Annotated in this window: 15 protein-coding genes; 12 read left to right on the top strand and 3 right to left on the bottom strand. The window is 59.8% G+C overall.

The genetic code is table 11. From position 1 onward, the window contains the following. Positions 1-27 precede the first annotated feature (27 nt). The 3 genes from lysM to AC5YUO_RS07850 all read right to left on the bottom strand — a co-directional run bounded on the left by lysM (position 28) and on the right by AC5YUO_RS07850 (position 2,736). Complete coding sequence (lysM, locus tag AC5YUO_RS07840) at positions 28-477, bottom strand: peptidoglycan-binding protein LysM (protein WP_496152900.1); 450 nt, start codon at positions 475-477, stop codon at positions 28-30. Positions 478-563: 86 nt separating this feature from the next. Next, positions 564-998 carry an alternative ribosome rescue aminoacyl-tRNA hydrolase ArfB gene (arfB, locus tag AC5YUO_RS07845; RefSeq protein ID WP_496152901.1) on the bottom strand — a complete coding sequence of 145 codons (435 nt, stop codon included), beginning with the start codon at positions 996-998 and terminating at the stop codon, positions 564-566. Positions 999-1,125: 127 nt separating this feature from the next. Beyond that, positions 1,126-2,736, bottom strand: a complete 1,611-nt coding sequence (locus tag AC5YUO_RS07850) for a phosphoenolpyruvate carboxykinase (protein ID WP_496152902.1) — start codon at positions 2,734-2,736, stop codon at positions 1,126-1,128. A gap of 338 nt (positions 2,737-3,074) precedes the next feature. Here AC5YUO_RS07850 and chvI point away from each other — a divergent pair, with 338 nt between their 5' ends. The 12 genes from chvI (at position 3,075) to trxA (ending at position 20,686) form a co-directional block, all read left to right on the top strand. Further along, positions 3,075-3,800, top strand: a complete 726-nt coding sequence (gene chvI, locus AC5YUO_RS07855; RefSeq protein WP_003505377.1) for a two-component system response regulator ChvI — start codon at positions 3,075-3,077, stop codon at positions 3,798-3,800. Between the two features lie 57 nt (positions 3,801-3,857). Beyond that, entirely contained in the window at positions 3,858-5,648 is a 1,791-nt protein-coding gene (gene chvG / locus AC5YUO_RS07860; RefSeq protein WP_496152903.1) for a two-component system sensor histidine kinase ChvG, read from the top strand. After that, positions 5,638-6,102: an HPr kinase/phosphorylase gene (locus AC5YUO_RS07865; protein ID WP_496152904.1), complete on the top strand. Its 465-nt coding sequence runs from the start codon at positions 5,638-5,640 to the stop codon at positions 6,100-6,102. The genes chvG and AC5YUO_RS07865 overlap by 11 nt, the downstream gene beginning before the upstream one ends. A gap of 125 nt (positions 6,103-6,227) precedes the next feature. Next, a complete protein-coding gene (locus tag AC5YUO_RS07870; RefSeq protein WP_003505374.1) occupies positions 6,228-6,629 on the top strand; it encodes a PTS sugar transporter subunit IIA in 402 nt (133 codons plus the stop codon). An 11-nt stretch (positions 6,630-6,640) separates the two neighbouring features. Continuing rightward, positions 6,641-6,916 (top strand): HPr family phosphocarrier protein, encoded by a 276-nt coding sequence (locus AC5YUO_RS07875; protein WP_003492846.1) that lies wholly within the window; start codon positions 6,641-6,643, stop codon positions 6,914-6,916. A 128-nt stretch (positions 6,917-7,044) separates the two neighbouring features. Further along, positions 7,045-8,445, top strand: a complete 1,401-nt coding sequence (ahcY, locus tag AC5YUO_RS07880; RefSeq protein WP_400817292.1) for an adenosylhomocysteinase — start codon at positions 7,045-7,047, stop codon at positions 8,443-8,445. A 208-nt stretch (positions 8,446-8,653) separates the two neighbouring features. Then, positions 8,654-11,299 carry a sensor histidine kinase gene (locus AC5YUO_RS07885; RefSeq protein WP_496152905.1) on the top strand — a complete coding sequence of 882 codons (2,646 nt, stop codon included), beginning with the start codon at positions 8,654-8,656 and terminating at the stop codon, positions 11,297-11,299. Beyond that, positions 11,296-12,807, top strand: a complete 1,512-nt coding sequence (gene tsaE, locus AC5YUO_RS07890) for a tRNA (adenosine(37)-N6)-threonylcarbamoyltransferase complex ATPase subunit type 1 TsaE (RefSeq protein ID WP_496152906.1) — start codon at positions 11,296-11,298, stop codon at positions 12,805-12,807. The genes AC5YUO_RS07885 and tsaE overlap by 4 nt, the downstream gene beginning before the upstream one ends. A 14-nt stretch (positions 12,808-12,821) precedes the next feature. Beyond that, complete coding sequence (locus AC5YUO_RS07895; protein ID WP_496152907.1) at positions 12,822-13,559, top strand: nucleotidyltransferase family protein; 738 nt, start codon at positions 12,822-12,824, stop codon at positions 13,557-13,559. Then, positions 13,556-16,741 carry a double-strand break repair protein AddB gene (gene addB / locus AC5YUO_RS07900; RefSeq protein WP_496152908.1) on the top strand — a complete coding sequence of 1,062 codons (3,186 nt, stop codon included), beginning with the start codon at positions 13,556-13,558 and terminating at the stop codon, positions 16,739-16,741. The genes AC5YUO_RS07895 and addB overlap by 4 nt, the downstream gene beginning before the upstream one ends. Then, positions 16,731-20,288, top strand: a complete 3,558-nt coding sequence (gene addA, locus AC5YUO_RS07905) for a double-strand break repair helicase AddA (RefSeq protein WP_496152909.1) — start codon at positions 16,731-16,733, stop codon at positions 20,286-20,288. The genes addB and addA overlap by 11 nt, the downstream gene beginning before the upstream one ends. Positions 20,289-20,365: 77 nt before the next feature. Beyond that, positions 20,366-20,686: a thioredoxin gene (trxA, locus tag AC5YUO_RS07910; protein WP_269347108.1), complete on the top strand. Its 321-nt coding sequence runs from the start codon at positions 20,366-20,368 to the stop codon at positions 20,684-20,686. Positions 20,687-20,704: the final 18 nt, after the last annotated feature.

Raw genomic sequence — 20,704 nt, forward strand, 5'->3', positions numbered from 1 at the left:
CTCCATTGCGGCAGTTAAAAGCCGTTATTACGCAAGCTCAGGAATACGCAGAACCTGTCCGGGATAAATCTTGTCGGGATGGGTCAGCATCGGCTTGTTGGCTTCGAAGATGATGTTGTTCTTCGCACCATTGGCCTTGCCATATTGGGCTTCCGCAATCTTCCAGAGATTGTCGCCCTTCTTGACCGTGTAGAAAACCGGTTCCTTCGCCCGCGCTTCGGCCACCGTCAGCTCGCCGGCTTCGACCTTGGAAATACCCAGCGTATTGCCGACTGCGATGACCGCCTTTTCGAACACCGACTGATCGGCCACTTCGCCCTTCAGAACGACCTTGTCATCCACTACCTCGACCTGAACCTTGTCCGTGCCGAGATCGTGGGAGGCGAGTTCCTTCTTCACCGCCTCGACATCGGGGGCATCATCACCGCCGATACCAAGCTTCTTTCCCGCTTCCTTGATGAAATTGAACAGACCCATAGTACCCTCCTTGGTTGTAGGGAGGATTACCAGACGATATTTGAAGCTCTGTGACAAGGGCGAAACATTCGTCGCCAAGCCGAGGCCTAATCGCCCGAGGGCTTGCCACGCATTTTCTTGATGTCGGAACGGCCGGACTTTGCCTTGAGGCGGCGTTCGACTGAACCCTTGGTGGGTTTGGTGGCCTTGCGCACAGGTGGCGGCGGGGCCGCAGCTTCAAGGATCAGTTCCTTCAGCCGCTCGCGTGCATCTTCGCGATTGCGCTCCTGGCTGCGAAACCGGCTTGCCTCGATCATCAGCACGCCGTCTTTCGAAACCCGCCTGCCACCAAGGCGGATCGCATTGGTTTTCACCCGATCCGTCAAAGACGGTGAATTGGCAATATCAAAAAACAGCTGAACCGCCGTCGAGACCTTGTTGACGTTCTGGCCGCCCGGTCCGCCGGCCAGCACGAATTGCTCCGTCAGCTCCCAGCCGGCAATGGTGATACGATTGCTGATATAAAGCGGGTCGCTGGCCATGATGTTTCTCCGCGCCGGTGATGCCACAGAACGTGAAAAATGAAAACAGCGGACAAAATGAAAGAACCCGACAAAAAGAAACCCGGCACTAGGCCGGGTCCCCTCCTCCTCACGAATGAGGCTCTGTTCATTCAGCCGCGAGCAGAAGGCCCGGGGCTGCATCGCGAACCTTGCTGTCGACGTGATCTTCGAACTTGGTGAAGTTCGAAACGAACATCGACACCAGCTTCTTCGCCTGCGCGTCGTAAGCTGCGCCATCGGCCCAGGTGGAACGCGGATCGAGGATCGCACCATCGACACCGTCGAGCGACAGCGGCACGGCGAAACCGAAATTCGCGTCAGTGCGGAATTCTGCATTCTTCAGGTCACCGGTCAGGGCTGCGGTCAGAAGCGCACGCGTCGCCTTGATGGGCATGCGCTTGCCGATGCCGTAGGCACCGCCGGTCCAGCCGGTATTGACCAGCCAGCAATCAACGCCGTGCTTGCCGATCAGCTCACGCAGAAGATTGCCGTATTCCGCCGGATGGCGCGGCATGAAGGGTGCGCCGAAGCAGGTGGAGAAAGTGGCTTCCGGCTCGGTCACGCCCTTTTCCGTGCCGGCAACCTTGGCGGTGTAGCCGGAGAGGAAGTGGTACATGGCCTGTTCCGGCGTCAGCCGGGCGATCGGCGGCAGCACGCCGAAGGCATCCGCCGTCAGCATGATGATCGTCTTCGGATGGCCGGCAATGCCCGTTTCCGATGCATTCGGAATGAAGTGCAGCGGATAGGCGCTGCGGGTGTTTTCCGTCAGCGAATTGTCGTTGAAATCAGGAACACGCTTTTCGTCCAGCACGACATTTTCGAGAACCGTACCGAAACGATTGGTCGCGGCGTAGATTTCCGGCTCGGCTTCCGCCGAAAGCTTGATCGCCTTGGCATAGCAGCCGCCTTCGAAATTGAAGATGCCGTGTTCGCCCCAACCATGCTCGTCATCACCGATCAGCGTGCGTGCCGGGTCGGCGGAGAGTGTGGTCTTGCCGGTGCCGGAGAGGCCGAAGAACACGGCAGAATCACCTTCAGGACCGACATTGGCGGAGCAATGCATCGGCATCACGCCCTTGGCCGGCAGCAGGTAGTTCAGCACCGTGAAGACCGACTTCTTGTTTTCACCGGCATAGGACGTGCCGCCGATGAGGACGAGGCCATTCGTCAGATCGCAGGCGATGACGGTTTCCGTCCGCACGCCGTGGCGAGCCGGATCGGCCTTGAAGCTTGGCAGGTTGATGATGGTGAGCTTCTGGCTGAAGCTCGACAGCGTCTCCCGCTTCGGACGGATCAGCAGATTGCGGATGAACAGCGAATGCCAGGCAAGCTCGGTGATGACGCGGGTCGGCAGTGCATTTTCTTCATCGGCGCCGCCGATCAGGTCCTGCACGTAAAGCGTCTTGCCGGCGGCATGGGCCAGCATGTCCTGACGCAGCAACTCGAAATTTTCCGGCGACAGCGGCTTGTTGTTGTCCCACCAGATGGTGTTTTCGGTGGAAGCATCACGAACGACGAATTTGTCCTTCGGCGAGCGGCCCGTATGCTGGCCGGTGACGGCACGCAGCGCACCATCGATGGTCAGTTCGGCTTCGCCATTGCGGATCGCGTGTTCGTATAATTCGCTCTCATTGAGGTTATAAAAGACGCGGGAGGCCTCGCCCAGTCCGAGTTCCGCAACTCCATTGGCAGGATTATGAACCCCAAGCTCGTTCATGACGCGTTCCTTGTTAATGACGATAAGGCCGTTGAAATTTTCACGGAAAATACGTGGCAGCTTTTGGAAACGCAAGAGCCAGACTTTAAAAAACTTAGTGATTTCAATATATTAATCGATTTAAAAGATTTTATTTCTTTTTAAATCGGTTGAAGGCGCATTAAAATCCAGCCGCAGCCTCTTTACGAAATCCTCTCGCCTCGCCCCCGCGATTTCAGGGCGAGTTTTCCTTTGCCACAATTTGTTCCACCTTTATACTCAAGAGAGTGGCTCGCGGCGCACAACCTGGCTGGGTGAATGTCGGGAGTTACGAGAAAATGACGATGGAGACCAACTACATGCAGACGATCGCGCTTGTCGACGATGACCGGAATATTCTGACTTCGGTATCGATCGCGCTCGAAGCCGAAGGCTACCGGGTCGAAACGTACACGGACGGCGCCTCCGCGCTTGACGGGCTGATCGCCCGTCCGCCGCAGCTCGCCATTTTCGATATTAAGATGCCACGCATGGACGGCATGGAGCTTTTGCGGCGCCTTCGCCAGAAGTCGGACCTGCCGGTGATCTTCCTCACCTCCAAGGATGAGGAGATCGACGAATTGTTCGGCCTGAAGATGGGCGCCGACGACTTCATCACCAAGCCGTTCTCGCAGCGCCTTCTGGTGGAACGCGTCAAGGCGATCCTGCGCCGCGCCAGCAGCCGTGAGGCGTCCGCCGCAACCGGCAGCGTGCTGAAGCCGACCGCCGATCAGCAGGCGCGCACGCTGGAACGCGGGCAGCTCGCCATGGATCAGGAACGCCACACCTGCACCTGGAAGGGTGAGCCGGTGACGTTGACGGTGACCGAATTCCTCATCCTGCATTCCCTGGCACAGCGGCCGGGCGTGGTGAAAAGCCGCGACGCGTTGATGGATGCCGCCTATGACGAACAGGTCTATGTGGATGACCGCACCATCGACAGCCACATCAAGCGTCTTCGCAAGAAGTTCAAACTGGTCGATGGCGACTTCGATATGATTGAAACGCTTTATGGCGTAGGATATCGCTTCCGCGAAGCGGCTTGAACAAGCCGAATCGAGCAGAAGGGACCGCCCGAACCGGGGTGGTGAGGACTTGAATACGTGTTGAAGAAAACGCCGGAAACCGTCTCGGACAGCGACGATGCCGAAGAACGCGGCAGCGAACGCCGCCATCGTATCCATCCGCTGACGATCATCCGGCGCATTTTCGGCAATGCGGTATTTTCCAGCCTCACGCGCCGTATCCTCTTCTTCAATGTCGCCGCAACCGTGGTTCTGGTCGGCGGCATTCTCTATCTCAACCAGTTCCGCGAAGGGCTGATCGACGCGCGCGTGGAAAGCCTGTTGACGCAGGGCGAGATCATCGCCGGCGCGGTCTCGGCTTCCGCCTCGGTCGATACCAATTCGATCACCATCAATCCGGAAAAGCTGCTCGAATTGCAGGCGGGGCAGAGCATCACCCCTGCCCCCAATGATGAGGACCTGAGTTTCCCGATCAATCCGGAGCGGGTGGCGCCGGTGCTGCGGCGGCTGATTTCACCGACACGCACCCGCGCACGGCTGTTCGATGCCGACGCCAATCTACTACTTGATTCCCGACATCTTTATTCGCGCGGACAAGTTCTGCGCTTCGATCTGCCGCCGGTAACGCCGGAGACACAGACCTGGGGCGACTGGTTCACCAGCATGTTCAACCGCATGCTGCAGCCGAGCAGCCTGCCGCAATACAAGGAAGCGCCTGGCGGTGACGGATCGATCTATCCGGAAGTGATGAATGCGCTGACGGGTGTTCGCGGCGCGGTCGTGCGTGTGACCGAAAAGGGCGAGCTGATCGTTTCGGTCGCCGTGCCGGTGCAGCGCTTCCGGGCCGTGCTCGGCGTTCTGCTGCTCTCCACGCAGGCGGGTGATATCGACAAGATCGTGCATGCGGAGCGCTTGGCCATCATGCGCGTCTTCGGCATCGCCACGCTTGTGAATATCGTGCTGTCGCTGCTTCTGTCCTCCACCATCGCCACCCCGCTCCGGCGGCTTTCGGCGGCGGCGATCCGCGTACGCCGCGGGGCGAGAACGCGTGAGGAAATTCCGGATTTCTCGGCGCGCCAGGATGAAATCGGCAATCTCTCGATTGCGCTGCGTGAAATGACGACGGCACTCTACGACCGTATCGACGCCATCGAAAGTTTCGCGGCCGATGTCAGTCACGAACTCAAGAATCCGCTGACCTCGCTGCGCAGCGCCGTGGAAACCCTGCCGCGCGCCAAGACCGAAGAGTCGAAACAGCGCCTGACCGAGATCATCTTCCACGATGTGCGCCGCCTCGACCGCCTGATCAGCGACATTTCGGATGCGTCGCGGCTCGACGCCGAACTGGCGCGCGCCGACGCCTCGCCGCTCGATCTCGATGTGCTGATGAAGGGTCTGGTGGATATATCCCGCCAGATAAGCACCAAAAAGAAAAGCGTGACGATCGACTATGTTGCCGACCGGAAAGCGGGCGGCAAAACCTCCTTCGTGGTGAATGGCCATGACCTGCGCATCGGCCAGATCGTTACCAACCTCATCGAGAATGCCCGCTCTTTCGTTGCCGAGGAAAGCGGCCGCATCACCGTGCGCCTTTCCCGTCACAAGGATCGATGCATCGTGCAGGTGGAGGATAACGGACCCGGCATTCAGGCCGAGGATATCGACCGGATCTTCGAGCGGTTTTATACCGACCGGCCGGCGAGTGAAGGGTTCGGACAGAATTCCGGCCTTGGCCTTTCCATCAGCCGCCAGATCGCCGAAGCCCATGGCGGCAGCCTCCGGGCGGAAAACGTGGTCGACAAATATGGCGTGATATCAGGCGCGCGCTTCACCCTGTCGCTGCCGGCGGCTGAAACCCATGAACGCTGAACGCTCCAACCTGCACGCCACCGCCATCGTCGTTCAAAATACCGGCATCCTCTTCACCGGCCCCTCCGGCAGTGGCAAAAGCGAGCTTGCCTTCAGCTTTCTGACGGAGGCTGAACGGTGCGGATTGCCGGCGGCACTGATCGCGGACGATCAGATTTTCGTGTATCGCGAGGATGAGAGGATCATCGCCGAGCGACCGGAAACGATCGCCGGCCTGCTGGAACTGCGCGGCAGCGGCATTGTTTCGATGAAAAGCATTGCGCGCGCGCCACTAGATTTCGCGGTCACGACAGTTCTTTCCGCGGAAAATCCAAGACTTCCCGAAGATGATGAAATGTTTTTTCTGCCCTGCGGCGGGCATCTTCCACTTCTGCGCATTCCGCTTGCAAGTCTTACGCCCTATGGAAAATTTGCTGCACTTGCTCAGAATCTTTTTAAAACGAATGTGAAGTGACGATGATTCGGGCGATTTTAGGCTTGCGATTCGCATTTTCCTCATCAAGATGAAATCCCACCGATGGACAGGATTGCCGCGTTGCGATAGTCGGCAATGAGAGTGCGTGTGCAAGGGAGCATTTCATGATCGGACTAGTGCTTGTCACCCATGGCAAGCTGGCTGAGGAGTTTCGCCATGCGTTGGAGCATGTCGTCGGTCCCCAGAAATTGATCGAGACGGTCTGTATCGGTCCCGAAGACGACATGGATCAGCGCCGGCAGGACATTATCGACGCGGTCGCACGCGCCAATGATGGCAATGGCGTCATCATTCTGACTGATATGTTCGGCGGCACGCCCTCCAATCTCGCAATCTCCGTCATGAATAACGGCAATGTCGAAGTCATCGCCGGGGTCAATCTTCCCATGCTGATCAAGCTTGCCGGCGTTCGCAGCGAAGATAATATGGACAAGGCCCTTCAGGACGCATCCGATGCCGGCCGGAAATATATCAACGTCGCCAGCCGCGTTTTGAGCGGCAAATAAGAAGTCAGCCCATGTCGCCATTCTCCCGGGAACTACCGATCATCAACAAACGCGGTCTTCACGCCCGGGCTTCTGCGAAATTCGTGCAGATGGTCGAAGGCTTCGACGCGACGATCACGGTTTCCAAGGATGGCATGACCGTTGGCGGCACCTCCATCATGGGCCTGATGATGCTGGCGGCCAGCCCTGGCTGCAGTGTTTATGTCGAGGCGAGCGGCAACCAGGCGGAAGAGGCGCTGGCCGCACTAGAGGCATTGGTCGCCGACCGCTTCGGCGAAGAAGCCTGAGCCAGAACCATATAAAGACATAAAGACTTCTTTATATCATCATTGCCAGATCGTTCGTGGCCTGCTAAACCGCTGCTACGTTTAAGAGCCGGGCCGCAAGGCGTGGCGTTTCTGATCTGGAGAACCTCATGAGCCTTGAGAAGGACTACATCGTCGCCGATATCAACCTTGCCGCATTCGGCCGCAAGGAACTGGACATCGCCGAAACCGAAATGCCGGGCCTGATGTCCTGCCGCAAGGAATTCGGCGAAAGCAAGCCGCTGAAGGGCGCACGCATCACCGGTTCGCTTCACATGACGATCCAGACCGGCGTTCTCATCGAAACGCTGAGGGAACTCGGTGCGGACATCCGCTGGGCCTCCTGCAACATCTTTTCGACCCAGGACCATGCGGCAGCAGCCATTGCGGCAGCCGGCATTCCGGTCTTCGCCGTCAAGGGTGAAACCCTGACGGAATATTGGGAATATACCGACAAGATCTTCCAGTGGACCGATGGCGGCCTCTCCAACATGATCCTCGATGATGGCGGCGACGCCACCATGTATATCCTGCTCGGCGCACGCGCTGAAGCTGGTGAGGATGTTCTTTCCAACCCCGGTTCGGAAGAAGAGGAAATCCTCTTCGCGCAGATCAACAAGCGCCTCAAGGCTTCGCCGGGCTGGTTCACCAAGCAGCGCGACGCACTGAAGGGTGTGACCGAAGAAACGACGACAGGCGTTCACCGTCTTTACGATCTCAGCAAGAAGGGCCTGCTGCCCTTCCCGGCGATCAACGTCAATGACAGCGTCACCAAGTCGAAGTTCGACAACAAATACGGCTGCAAGGAATCGCTCGTCGACGGCATTCGCCGCGCAACCGACGTGATGATGGCCGGCAAGGTTGCCGTTGTCTGCGGTTATGGCGATGTGGGCAAGGGTTCTGCCGCCTCGCTGCAGGGCGCCGGCGCCCGCGTGAAGGTCACCGAAATCGATCCGATCTGCGCGCTTCAGGCCGCAATGGATGGTTTCGAGGTCGTTCGCCTGGAGGACGTGGTATCCTCCGCCGATATCTTCATCACCACCACCGGCAACAAGGACGTGATCCGCATCGAGCATATGCGCGAGATGAAGGACATGGCCATTGTCGGCAATATCGGCCATTTCGACAACGAAATTCAGGTCGCATCGCTGCGTAACCTCAAGTGGACGAACATCAAGCCGCAGGTCGACATGATCGAGTTCCCGAAAGGCAACCGCATCATTCTCCTGTCCGAAGGCCGCCTGCTGAACCTCGGCAACGCCACCGGTCACCCGTCCTTCGTCATGTCGGCGTCCTTCACCAACCAGGTGCTTGGCCAGATCGAGCTCTTCACCAAGCAGGGCGAATACAAGAACGAAGTTTACGTGCTGCCGAAGCACCTCGACGAGAAGGTCGCGCGCCTCCACCTCGAGAAGCTCGGTGTGCGGCTAACCGAACTTTCCGATCTGCAGGCAGATTATATCGGCATCTCCAAGGAAGGTCCGTTCAAGGCTGAACACTACAGATATTAATATCATAGTTAATATCCACTGAAATTACACAATATCTAGATGCCGTGCGCTTGACAAAGCGCGCGGCATCTTTTTTGCGCGCTCCCTTTCCGCAGATTTATGAAGACGGTATTGTCATCAGACTTGATTCGGACACGCCAAAGGGCGGCGGGGACGAAATGGGATGTCTTGTCGAAGATGCGGCACATAGGACGGAGACAGACCGGGGATGACGGTTCACAATTCGGATCTGCGCGAGCAGACAGTTCAACGCGTTGAAAACACGCATGCGGGCGTGGCATTGAGCGCGCAGGCGTCGGAGCATTTCTGCGCCTTTCCGGATGGAAAACCGGCCTCCACTTTTTCTGGAAATGCTTTGGCACGTTGCCGGCTGGTAATCCGTGCGATCCGGACCGGCTTTTCGCGGGCGCATGTCCTGCTTTCAGGCACGGTTCTCACCGGCTCTACCACCGTTGCGATGGCGCAGGACGGCCTTGTGGCAAAGACCGGCGCACGGTTATTCTCCTCTGGAGAAACCATCACCTATTCGCTTTTCGTTGGCATGCTTTCGGCAACGCTGTTTTCCGTCGTCTGGCTGGTGCGCCAGCGCGGCAATATCGAGGCGGAAAGCAGCGAATACCGTCAGGCGCTTGCGCAATCCCACCACAAGATCGCGAAATACGAGGCGCTGATTTCCGACAGGAGCCGCCGCATCGTCATCTGGGACGGCGCGGACAAGCGGCCCGAATTTCTGGGACAGCTGCCGGCTGAGACCGGTGTGCCGCAGGCGGACCAGGATTTTCTGGCATTCGGCCGCTGGCTGAAACCGGCTTCCGCAAGCCAGCTTGAAAAATCCATCGAAAAACTGCGCAGCCACGCCCAGAGCTTCGATCTGACCATCGAGACGCAGCGCGGTGAAGTCATTGAAGTTCAGGGACGCGTTTCCGGCGGCAATGCCTTTGCGCGCTTCATCGCGCTCAACAATCTGCGCGCCGAACTCGCCGAATTGCAGGTGGAGCGCGAGCGTCTGCTTGCCTCCGTATCGACATTTCAGGAACTTCTCGATTCCATCGAACAGCCGGTCTGGCGTCGCAATGGCGAAGGTGAACTCACCTGGGTCAACCACGCTTATGCTCATGCGGTGGATGCGCGCGATGCCGAGCAGGCCATTCAGGAAAAGCGCGAACTTCTGAACACCGTCACCCGGCAGAAGATACGCGCGGCGGCGACGCCGGAGTCGCCCTATCACGATCGCATTTCGACCGTCGTTTCCGGCAATCGCAGCTTCTTTGACGTCGTTGATATCAAGACGGCGGGCGGGTCTGCCGGGATCGCCATCGATGCCACCGAAGCCGAAACCATCGGCGAGGAACTCAAGCGAGTTCTGAAAAGCCACGCCGAAACGCTCGATCATCTGGCAACGCCCGTTGCCATTTTCGATGGCCGGCAGCGGCTGCAATTCTACAATCAGGCTTTTGCCAGCCTGTGGGGTTTCGATCTGGTTTTCCTGGAATCGGGTCCCGACAATTCAGAGCTTCTGGACCGGCTGCGCAGCGCCGGCAAATTGCCCGAGCAGCTGAACTGGAAGAACTGGAAGGAGACGGCGCTTTCCGTCTATCGTTCGCTCGATACCAAGACCGATCTGTGGCACCTGCCCAACGGCCAGACACTGCGGGTCATCGCCACGGCCCATCCGCAGGGTGGCGCGACCTGGGTTTTCGAAAACCTGACCGAGCAGGTCGATCTTCAGATGCGCTACAACACCTTGGTCAAGGTGCAGGGCGAAACCATCGATCATCTGGCCGAAGGTGTCGCCGTGTTCGGCGCAGATGGGCGCATTCGCCTGTCCAACCCGGCATTCCGGGCGCTCTGGGGTGTGACCGCCGAACAGGCGGAAACAGGCACGCATATCCGCGCCATCGAAACCGCCTGCGCTCAATCCTATGACGGGCCGGACGGCTGGCGTGCCTTCAGCCAGTTCATCACCAGCTTCGATGACGAACGGCCGTCGCGGCAGGGCACGCTGGAGCTGCTTTCCGGTCTCGTACTCGATTATGCGATCATTCCGCTGCCGGATGCGCAGACCATGCTGACCTTCGTCAACATGACGGACAGCGTGCGCGCCGAGCGGGCGCTCAAGGAAAAGAACGACGCGCTCCTGAAGGCGGACGAGCTGAAGAACGATTTCGTGCAGCATGTGTCCTACGAACTGCGCTCGCCGCTGACCAATATCATCGGCTTCACCGATCTCCTGAAGACCCCCGGCATCGGCCAATTAACGGAGCGGCAGGCGGAATATCTCGACCATATCTCCACCTCCTCTTCGGTTCTCCTGACCATCGTCAACGATATCCTCGATCTCGCGACCGTCGATGCTGGCATCATGCAGCTTAATTATTCGGATAATGATCTAAACGAGCTGCTTGACGACGTTTCGGTGCAGATCGCCGACCGGCTGCAGGAGAGCGGCATTTCGCTGGAGATCGTCGCGCCTGCCCATCTCGGCAGTCTGGTGGCGGATCACCAACGGCTGAAGCAGATCCTCATCAAGCTCCTGACCAATGCGATCAATTTCGCGCCCGAAGGCTCCTCGGTTCAGCTTTCCTGCCAGCGTAGCGAGGGTGACTTCGTGTTTTCCGTTGCGGACAAGGGACCGGGCATTCCCGAAGACATGCTGAAAACGGTGTTCGACCGCTTTGCGACGCGTGGCAATGGCGGGCGGCGAACCGGTGCGGGACTTGGCCTTTCCATTGTCGAAAGCTTCGTCAGCCTGCATCATGGCACCGTCAGCATCGACAGCCGGCCCGGCAACGGCACCATCGTCACCTGCCGCATTCCCTCCGGCTCACGGCCGCATTCCATCGCCGCAGAATGAGCGAAGACATCTTGCCGATCACCATTTCGCTGGCGGGAGAAAAGGACACCATAAGGCTCGGTGAAGACCTTGCCTTGGCCCTGAAACCCGGCGATTGCCTGGCGCTGATCGGCGATCTCGGCGCCGGCAAATCGACGCTAGCCCGCGCCTTCATCCGGGCGATGGCGGATGAACCCGATCTCGAAGTTCCAAGCCCCACCTTCACCATCATCCAGACATACGCCACCCGCATTCCAGTCGCCCATCTCGATCTCTATCGGCTTTCAGACGTTTCGGAGCTGGATGAACTCGGCATCGACGAGATGCTGGAGGACGGTATCTGCCTGATCGAATGGCCTGACATCGCCGCCGAGGTTCTGCCGCCGGCGCAGACGATCACCCTGCGGCTGACGCATTCGGGTGATGGGCGCGTGGCCGTGATAGAGGCGCCCGCCCAACAGAAAGCACGGCTCGACCGTGTTTTCGCCATTCGTGAATTCCTGGCGAAAAACGGCAGAGGTGATGCGACCCGCCGTTTCCTGAGCGGCGATGCCTCCACACGCGCCTATGAAACGATTTCCACGGATGGCTCCGACCTTATTCTGATGGACTGGCGGCGCCCCATGCGGGGAGCAATCGTTGCGGATGGCAAGACTTACGCGGAAATCGTCCATCTTGCCCAGGATGCGCGCTCCTTCGTGGCGATCGGTGACTATCTACGAAACAGCGGTTTCTATGCGCCGGAGATTTTGGCCGCTGATATCGATCAGGGCATTCTCCTTCTGGAGGATCTCGGGCGGGAGGGTGTGCTGGCTGCCGATGGCACACCAATAGAAGAACGTTATCTTCAAAGTGTCGCCTGTCTCGCCGCCCTCCACCAGACAGCGCGCCCGGCATTGCTGCCGATGCGTGATGGCAGCACCTACGACATTCCTCCCTTCGACCGGCAGGCGATGAAGATCGAAGTCTCGCTGCTGGTGGAATGGTATCTGCCCCATAAACGCGGCGGAGCACTCACCGAGGGCGAAAAACAGGATTATTACGCCATCTGGGATGGCCTGATCGATGCCCTCGCCGGCTGCGAAATGGGGCTTCTGCTGCGCGATTTCCATTCGCCGAACATTCTCTGGCAGGCTGAGAACAACGGCATCCGTCAGGTCGGACTGATCGATTTTCAGGATGCGATGATCGGCCCCACCGCTTATGATCTCGCTTCCATCGTGCAGGATGCGCGGGTCACCATCTCCCCCGAATTGCAGACCCGCCTGCTTTCGCATTATCTCGACAAAAGAAAAACCACCCCTGCCTTCGATGAGGCCACATTCCTCAAGGCTTTCGCCATCATGTCGGCGCAGCGCAACTGCAAGCTTGCCGGTATCTGGGTGAGGCTGTTGGAACGGGACAAGAAACCCGGTTATATGAAACATATGCCGAGGACGTTCCGTTATCTCGCTGACGCGCTTTCGCATCCCGAACTCGCGCCACTCCGAGAATGGTGTGTCCGCATGGGCATGGACTTTAACGACTAACACGGTTGACCATAATGACGATCAAAAACGCGATGGTGCTGGCCGCCGGGCTTGGCACGCGGATGCGCCCGATCACCGATACGATCCCGAAGCCGCTCGTCAAGATCGCCGGCAAGCCGATGATCGATTACGCACTCGACGCCCTTGTCGAAGCCGGGGCTGAAACAATCGTCGTCAATGTGCATCACCATGCCGAACAGATGATCGCCCACCTTGGACATCGCACCGATGCGGAAATTCTGATCTCGGATGAACGTACGCAACTGATGAATTCCGGCGGCGGGCTCGCCAAGGGCCTGAAGCTTCTGGAACCCGGCCCGGTCTTCGTCATGAACGCCGATCTTTTCTGGATCGGCGAACAATTGAACGCCGTCAGCAATCTGCGCAAGCTTGCACAATTCTTCGACCCGGCCGGCATGGACATGGCGCTGCTTTGCGTCGATATGGATCGCACCACAGGCCACAATGGCAAGAGGGATTTCAACCTCGCCGGCGACGGAAAGCTGAAGCGTTATGAAGACGGTGACGCTAACCCGGTGGTTTATGCCGGCGCCATCGCCATCGATTCGCGGCTGCTTGACGACGCGCCGGCGGATGCTTTCAACCTCAATATCTATTTCGACCGCGCCATTGAAAAAGACCGGCTTTTCGGGCTTTCTCTGGATGGCCACTGGATCACCGTGGGAACACCTGACGCGATTGACGACGCGGAAAGCATCATCCGGCAATTCAGGGAAAAACGTTTCGCATGACGCTCACCCACCACGCAAAGCGCGTCCTGACGATCGCTGCGGGAACACCGTTCCTCAAGACGCTCGCGGAAACGCTGTGTGACGGGCGGCTGACAGCCGGCTATAGATATGATCCGACCGATCCTCTTTCGCTAGCGAGTGTGACGATCTATGTGCCGACGCGGCGCTCCGCCCGCGTGTTGCGCTCCGAATTCGTCGATCTACTGGGCGGCCGGTCCGCCATCCTGCCGCTGATCCGGCCTCTCGGTGAAACGGATGACGATAGCGGTTTCTTCGATATCGAAAATCCTGAGATCATGGATCTGGCGCCACCGATTTCCGGCACCGGCCGGCTGATCGAACTGGCACGCCTCATCCTCGCCTGGCGCAACAGTCTGCCCGACGCCATCCGGGCGATTCATTCGGATTCACCGCTGGTCGCCCCCGCCAGCCCCGCCGACGCCATCTGGCTCGCGCGTGCGCTCGGCGAGGTGATCGACGCGATGGATACCGAAGAAAAGGATTGGGAGGCGCTTCAGCATCTCGATACCGGCGAACATGCGCAATGGTGGCAGCTGACGGCGGATTTCCTGAGGATCGCCAGCGTTTTCTGGCCGGCGCGGCTTGCCGAACTCAACCGTTCCTCCGCGGGCCGGCATCGCAACGCCATCCTGCGGGCGGAGGCGGACCGGCTTGCCAATTTGCCGGATACGGGGCCGATCATCGTTGCTGGCTCCACGGGCTCCATTCCGGCCGCCGCCGATCTCATCGCCGCCGTTGCCGCCCTGCCGCAAGGTACCGTCGTGCTACCGGGGCTCGATCTTGCCATGCCGGAAGAACAGTGGCAGGCGATTGCCGAGGACCCCACCGATCCTTCGAGCCGCACGCACTCGCAATACGGGCTTTATATGCTACTGCAGAAGCTCGGCATGCTCAGGGACGAGGTGGTTCAGATCGGTGCTCTCGATCCTGATCTGGAAAAACGGGCGGCCGTATTTTCGGCCGCACTCGCACCCGCCAAGTCCACAAGCGACTGGAACCGCTGGCGCGAAGACAGGGATCCCGGCTTTTTCGAAGAGGCCTTCGCGGCGGCTACGTTGATCGAGTCCGCGAACGAGCGTGAAGAGGCGACCGCCATCGCGGTGGCGCTCCGACTGGCGCTGGAGGCCCCGGGTCCTGGGCGGCCGTCCCAGGCGGCGCTGATAACACCCGACCGCGGACTGGCGCGGCGGGTCGCGACAGAGTTGCAACGTTTTGGCATCGAAGCAGACGATTCGGCCGGTACGCCGCTTTCGGCTACGCCGCAGGCAGGGCTGACGCAACTGGCGCTGGAAGCCATTCTCAGGCCCGGAGACCCGGTGCCGATCATTTCGCTTCTGAAGCATCCCCTCGCCCGCTTCGGGCTTTCCGGTGACGCTTTTACCAGGGCCTCGAAAGCACTGGAACTGATCGCCCTGCGCGGTGGTCGCGTCGAAACCGAAATAGGCAATCTCGAAGTGGTTCTGGATGCGCAGCTTCTGGCCCAGCGCGATGACCGGCACCCCCCCGCCTGGCGGGTGGCGCTGCCAGAGGGGAGCGTTGATGCGGCCCGCGATCTCGCGCGGCGGATCGCGACTGCAACGGAGCCGCTCGGTTCGGCCCTCATCCGTCGTGACCGTTCCGGCCGCGCCTTCACCGATAAATTGCCGCTTTCCGATTGGGCGGGGCGGACAGGCCGAGTGATCGAGGCCATCTGTGCGGATGACATCAGTGACCTGGCGGCATTATGGTCCGGCGAGGCGGGAGACAAACTCTCAAGCCTCTTTGCGGAACTGATGGAGAGCGGTGAGATCCTCGACGCGGACGGGCCGCAATGGATTGATATTTTTGCAGCACTTGTGGCGGGCGAATCAATCAAGCCGCGCTCCATGCGTCATCCGCGCATTTTCATCTTCGGCGCGCTCGAGGCGCGACTGCAAAGTGTCGATACCGTCGTCATAGGCGGTCTCAATGAAGGGCTCTGGCCGGGCCAGACGGCGAACAATCCGTTCCTGTCCCGCAGCATGAAGACAGCCATTGGGCTGGAGCCGCCGGAACGGCGCATCGGCCAGCTCGCGCATGATTTCGAGATGGCGAACGGCACAAGGCAAATCTTTTACACCCGGGCGCTGAGGCAGGGCTCCACCCCCGCCGTCGCCTCCCGCTGGCTGCAAAGGCTCTTGGCTCTGGGTGGCGAGAATTTCGCCGAACAACTGAGGAGGCGCGGCGAGACCTATCGCCATTGGGCAGGTCTGATGGATGAAAGCATCGATCAGGAGACGGCAAAGCGCCCTGCCCCCAAACCGCCGGCCGATCTGCAGCCAAAAAGCTACTCCTTCAGCGAAGTGGGTCGGCTGCGGCGCGATCCCTATGCGATCTATGCCCGGCGTATCCTGAAGCTCGATCCGCTCGACCCCTTCAATCGCGACCCGAACGCTGCCGATCGCGGTACGCTCTATCACAGGATTATTGAACGCTATTCCCGTGAGGGCCATATTCCGGGCACACCGGCCTCGCTTGAGGCGATGCAACGCATTCTCGACGAATGTTTTGACGCGGAAAACCTGCCCGTGCATGTGGATGTCATCTGGCGTCCGCGTTTTGCAGCGGTGGCCCGCGCCTTCATCGATTGGGAGAAGGAACGGCAACCCTCCATCCGCCGCAGCTTCTTCGAAGCACGGGCCGGGCAGGAGATCGCCGAGGCGGGCATCCGGCTGACCGGCGTCGCCGACCGTATCGACATCAAGACCGGCGGCCAGGCGGATATTATCGACTACAAGACTGGTCTTGCACCTTCCGTCAATCAGGCGCGGGCGTTGCTCGACCCGCAACTGGCGCTGGAAGCGGCGGCAATGATGCGCGGCGCCTTCCGCGAAACGGGTTCACCCACGCCTGACAATCTCATCTATGTGCGCCTGCGGCCCGGCGAGCGTTTTTTTGCCGATCAGGTGAATAACGAACATTCCAGCCGAAGTAGCAAACGACCACCGAAATCCGCTATCGAACTGGCGACGGAATCGATCGACCAACTCGCCAAATTCGTGCGCTCGCTGCGCGACGGTGAAAACGGTTTCGCCTCACGGCTGGTGCCGGAAGAACAGCAATCCTATGGCGGGGAATATGATCATCTCGCCCGGGTTTCGGAATGGTCGACGGCGGAACCGGGAGACGGCGATGACGATTGATCCCTTCGACGCCGGACCCGCCGCCGATACGCCGGAAAGCTGGATCGACTGGACCAGTGCCCGGCAGCGGCTTGCCTCGGATCCCGCAAGTTCCGCCTGGGTGTCGGCCAATGCCGGCTCCGGCAAGACCCATGTGCTGACCCAGCGCGTCATTCGCCTGCTTCTGGCCGGATGCCGCCCCTCGGCTATCCTCTGCCTCACCTATACCAAGGCCGCGGCGTCTGAAATGTCGAGCCGCGTGTTCGACCGGCTGGCGGAATGGGCAACTTTGCCGGATTCCGATCTCAAGGATCGCATCACCGCCATCGAAGGCAAGGTGCCCGATCGTATCAAGCTAGCTGAAGCGCGGCGGCTGTTCGCCAAGGCGCTGGAGACCCCGGGCGGGCTGAAAATCCAGACTATCCACGCTTTCTGCGAAGCCCTGCTGCACCAGTTTCCGCTGGAGGCCAATGTCGCCGGCCATTTCTCGGTTCTCGACGATCGCGCCGCCACCACGCTTCTGGCCGAGGCGCGCCGTTCGCTTCTGACGGCGGTTTCCGCCGAGGGCGACGGGGAATTGGCGCAGGCGCTTGCCTATGTGCTCGATCTCGCCGACGAAAGCGGGCTGGAAGCACTGCTTTCCGCCATCATCGCCAATCGCAGCGCGCTTCGCACCTTTCTGCACGAGGCAAAACAGGCGGGCGGCCTCGATGCCCGTTTGCGGCAGGATATGCAGATTGCTGCCGGGGAGACCGAGGAGACCGCAGCGGCGGCCTTCTGGCCCCTGCCCGGCCTTTCCGGGCTGGCGCTCGACACCTATCTCACGCTTGCCGATGAGGTGGGCGGATCGCGTGTCATCGAGGTCGCTTATGCGCTCAGGGAAGCAAAACGGCAGACGGACCCGGTGCGGCGGATGGAATTCATCGAGGCTGCGCTGCTGACGGCCAAGGGTGAGAAAAAATCGGATGCCTATGTCATCAACAAGGGCATGCAGAAATCCGCGCCTGATCTCGTTGATGCGCTGACGCTGGCGCGCAACCATGTCGTGGCCTGCCGCAATCGTTATCGTCTGGTGCGCATGCTGGCGGCGACAAAAAGTGCCCTTGTGCTGGCCGAACGGTTGATTGGCGATTTCGAAGACCTGAAAAAGCAGCGAAGCCAGCTGGATTTCGAAGACCTGATCGAGCGTGCCGCCAATCTGCTCAATCGCGACACGGCAGGCGCTTGGGTGCATTACAAGCTGGATCAGGGCATCGACCATATTCTGGTCGACGAGGCGCAGGATACCAGCCCGGTGCAATGGTCGATCATCCAGTCGCTGGCGGCGGATTTCTTCAACGGTGAAAGCGCCCGCATGGGGCGGCGCACGCTGTTTGCCGTGGGTGACGAAAAACAGTCGATCTATTCCTTTCAGGGCGCGCGGCCGGAACGGTTCTCGCAGGAGCGTGACGAGACCAAAAGGCGTGTCGATCAGGTGGAGCAGGCTTTTCATCGCATCCGCCTGCCGCTCTCCTTCCGCTCCACCGAAGATGTGCTGGCCGCCGTCGATCAGGTCTTTTCGGACCCGAAAAACGCGAGCGGTCTCAGCGCCGACAATGAGCCTGTCGAACACCGCTCCAACCGCGCCGGCCATCCCGGCACCGTGGAAGTGTGGGATATGGTGGCACCGGAAACCACTGATGATGAAGAGGACTGGACGGCCCCCTTCGATGCGCTGCGGGAAACCGCGCCGGCCACCATCGTCGCCCGCCGCATCGCCGCACGCATTGCCGATATGATCGGCAATGAAACCATCATTGAAAAGGGCGTGGAGCGCGCCGTCGAACCCGGCGATATTCTCGTGCTTGTCAGAAAACGCGCTGCCTTCGTCAATGCGCTGACCCGCGAGTTGAAGCGGCGCAAGAACATTCCCGTTGCCGGTGCCGACCGCCTCCGCCTGACCGATCACATCGCCGTACAGGATCTTCTGGCGCTCGGCCGGTTCGTGGTGCTGCCGGAGGATGATCTTTCGCTGGCGGCGCTGCTGAAAAGCCCGCTTTTCAACCTGACGGAAGACGATGTCTTCGAGATCGCAGCCGTCCGATCCGAAACGGAGAGCGTTTGGCAGAGGCTGCAAGTCCTTTCGCAGGAAGAGACCAGCCGTCTATCCATCGTCACCGACAAGCTTCGGCATTTCATATCACTTTCGAAAACCGCCACGGTGCATGATTTCTTCGCGGCGGTTCTGACCCTGCATGACGGGCGCAAAAAATTCCTCGGCCGGCTCGGCAACGAAGCGAGCGACGTTCTCGACGAGTTCCTGTCCTTTGCGCTGGATCACGAAAGAACCGGCCTGCCCGGCCTTCAGGCCTTTCTTTCCGTTTTGGAGACCGATTCACCTGAAGTGAAACGCGAGCAGGACAAGGATCGCGGCGAAGTGCGCATCATGACCGTTCACGCCTCCAAGGGCCTGGAAGCTCCGGTGGTCTTTGTCGTCGATGGCGGCTCGAAAGCCTTTAACCACAGCCATGTGCCGAAACTGCGCTTCGTGGAAGCGGACGGCGATGCCTTTCCGGTCTGGTTGCCCGGCAGCGGTTTTTCCAATCATCTCATTCGCTCGGATGAGGAACGCCTGAAGACGGCGGCGGAAGATGAATATCGCCGGCTGCTTTATGTGGCGATGACCCGCGCCGCCGATCATCTTGTCGTTTGCGGTTATCGCGGCCAGAAGGAAAATCCCGAATGCTGGCACGCTATCGTCAAGGCGGCGCTTGCGGATAATCAGGATCATTGCCAGCCGCAGCTGTTCAGTGCCGATGGCGAGGAATGGCAGGGGCTTGTCTGGCGCAAGTCCGAAGCACGCGCGGCGCCCGCCCCGCAAAAGCCGGCGGAACCCCAGCAGGAAGTAGACCACGCGCTTCCCGCCGGCCTCCTCACACCGTTGCCTGCCCTACCCTCCCTGCCGAGGCCACTCAGCCCTTCCGGTGCTGGGACGATCATTGATGACGGTGCGGACGATCTGGCCGTGCGTTCACCGCTGTTCGGGGAAAAGACCGACGCTTCCAGCCTTGCCCTGCAAAGGGGCAGGCTGGTGCATCGCATGTTGCAGGCCCTGCCGGATTTTGCGGAAAGCGAGCGGGGAGAGGCGGCCCGGCGTTATGCCGAGCGCGCGGCGCGTTTCTGGCCCGCCACTGAGCGCGAACATTTGATCCAGGCGGTTTTGCGGGTCCTGTCCGAACCGGCGGTGCAACCCGCCTTTTCCGCCAACAGCCGTGCGGAAGTGTCGATCATAGGCACGATGACCCTCGGCCGGCAGCACTATGCCGTCTCCGGCCGCATCGACCGGCTGGCGGTGGAGGGTGATCGGGTCATTCTGGTCGACTACAAGACGAACCGCGTACCGCCGCGCGAAGCACGCGAGATCCCCTTCTCGCACGTCGCGCAGCTTGCGATCTATCGTGAAATTCTGGCGCCGCTTTATCCCGGCAAGGAATTTGTCTGTGCGCTGATCTATACGGAAAATGCCGCTTTTGTGCGGGTTGGCGACGATGCCATGGCAGAGGCCCTTGCCGCAATAAAGACAAAGTGAGATACCGGGGCATTGAAATTTCGACGCGCCCGCATCACATCGATAGCGGAAAAGATTAGCTGAAAGGAGAGCCAGATATGGCTACCGTAAAAGTCGATGCCGCCAACTTCCAGTCCGAAGTCCTCGAATCCGCCGAACCCGTCGTGGTGGATTTCTGGGCCGAATGGTGCGGTCCGTGCAAGATGATCGCGCCGAGCCTTGAGGAAATTTCCTCCGAGCTCGCCGGCAAGGTCAAGGTTGCGAAGCTCAACATCGACGAAAATCCGGAACTGGCGGCCCAGTTCGGCGTTCGTTCTATCCCGACGCTCGCCATGTTCAAGGGTGGCGAAGTGGCTGATATCAAGGTAGGCGCTGCACCCAAGACTGCGCTTTCCGCCTGGATTTCCAGCGCCGCTTGAGCCGTTTTCATGGAATGA

This window comes from Agrobacterium sp. LEGMi-208b (genome assembly GCF_059511785.1).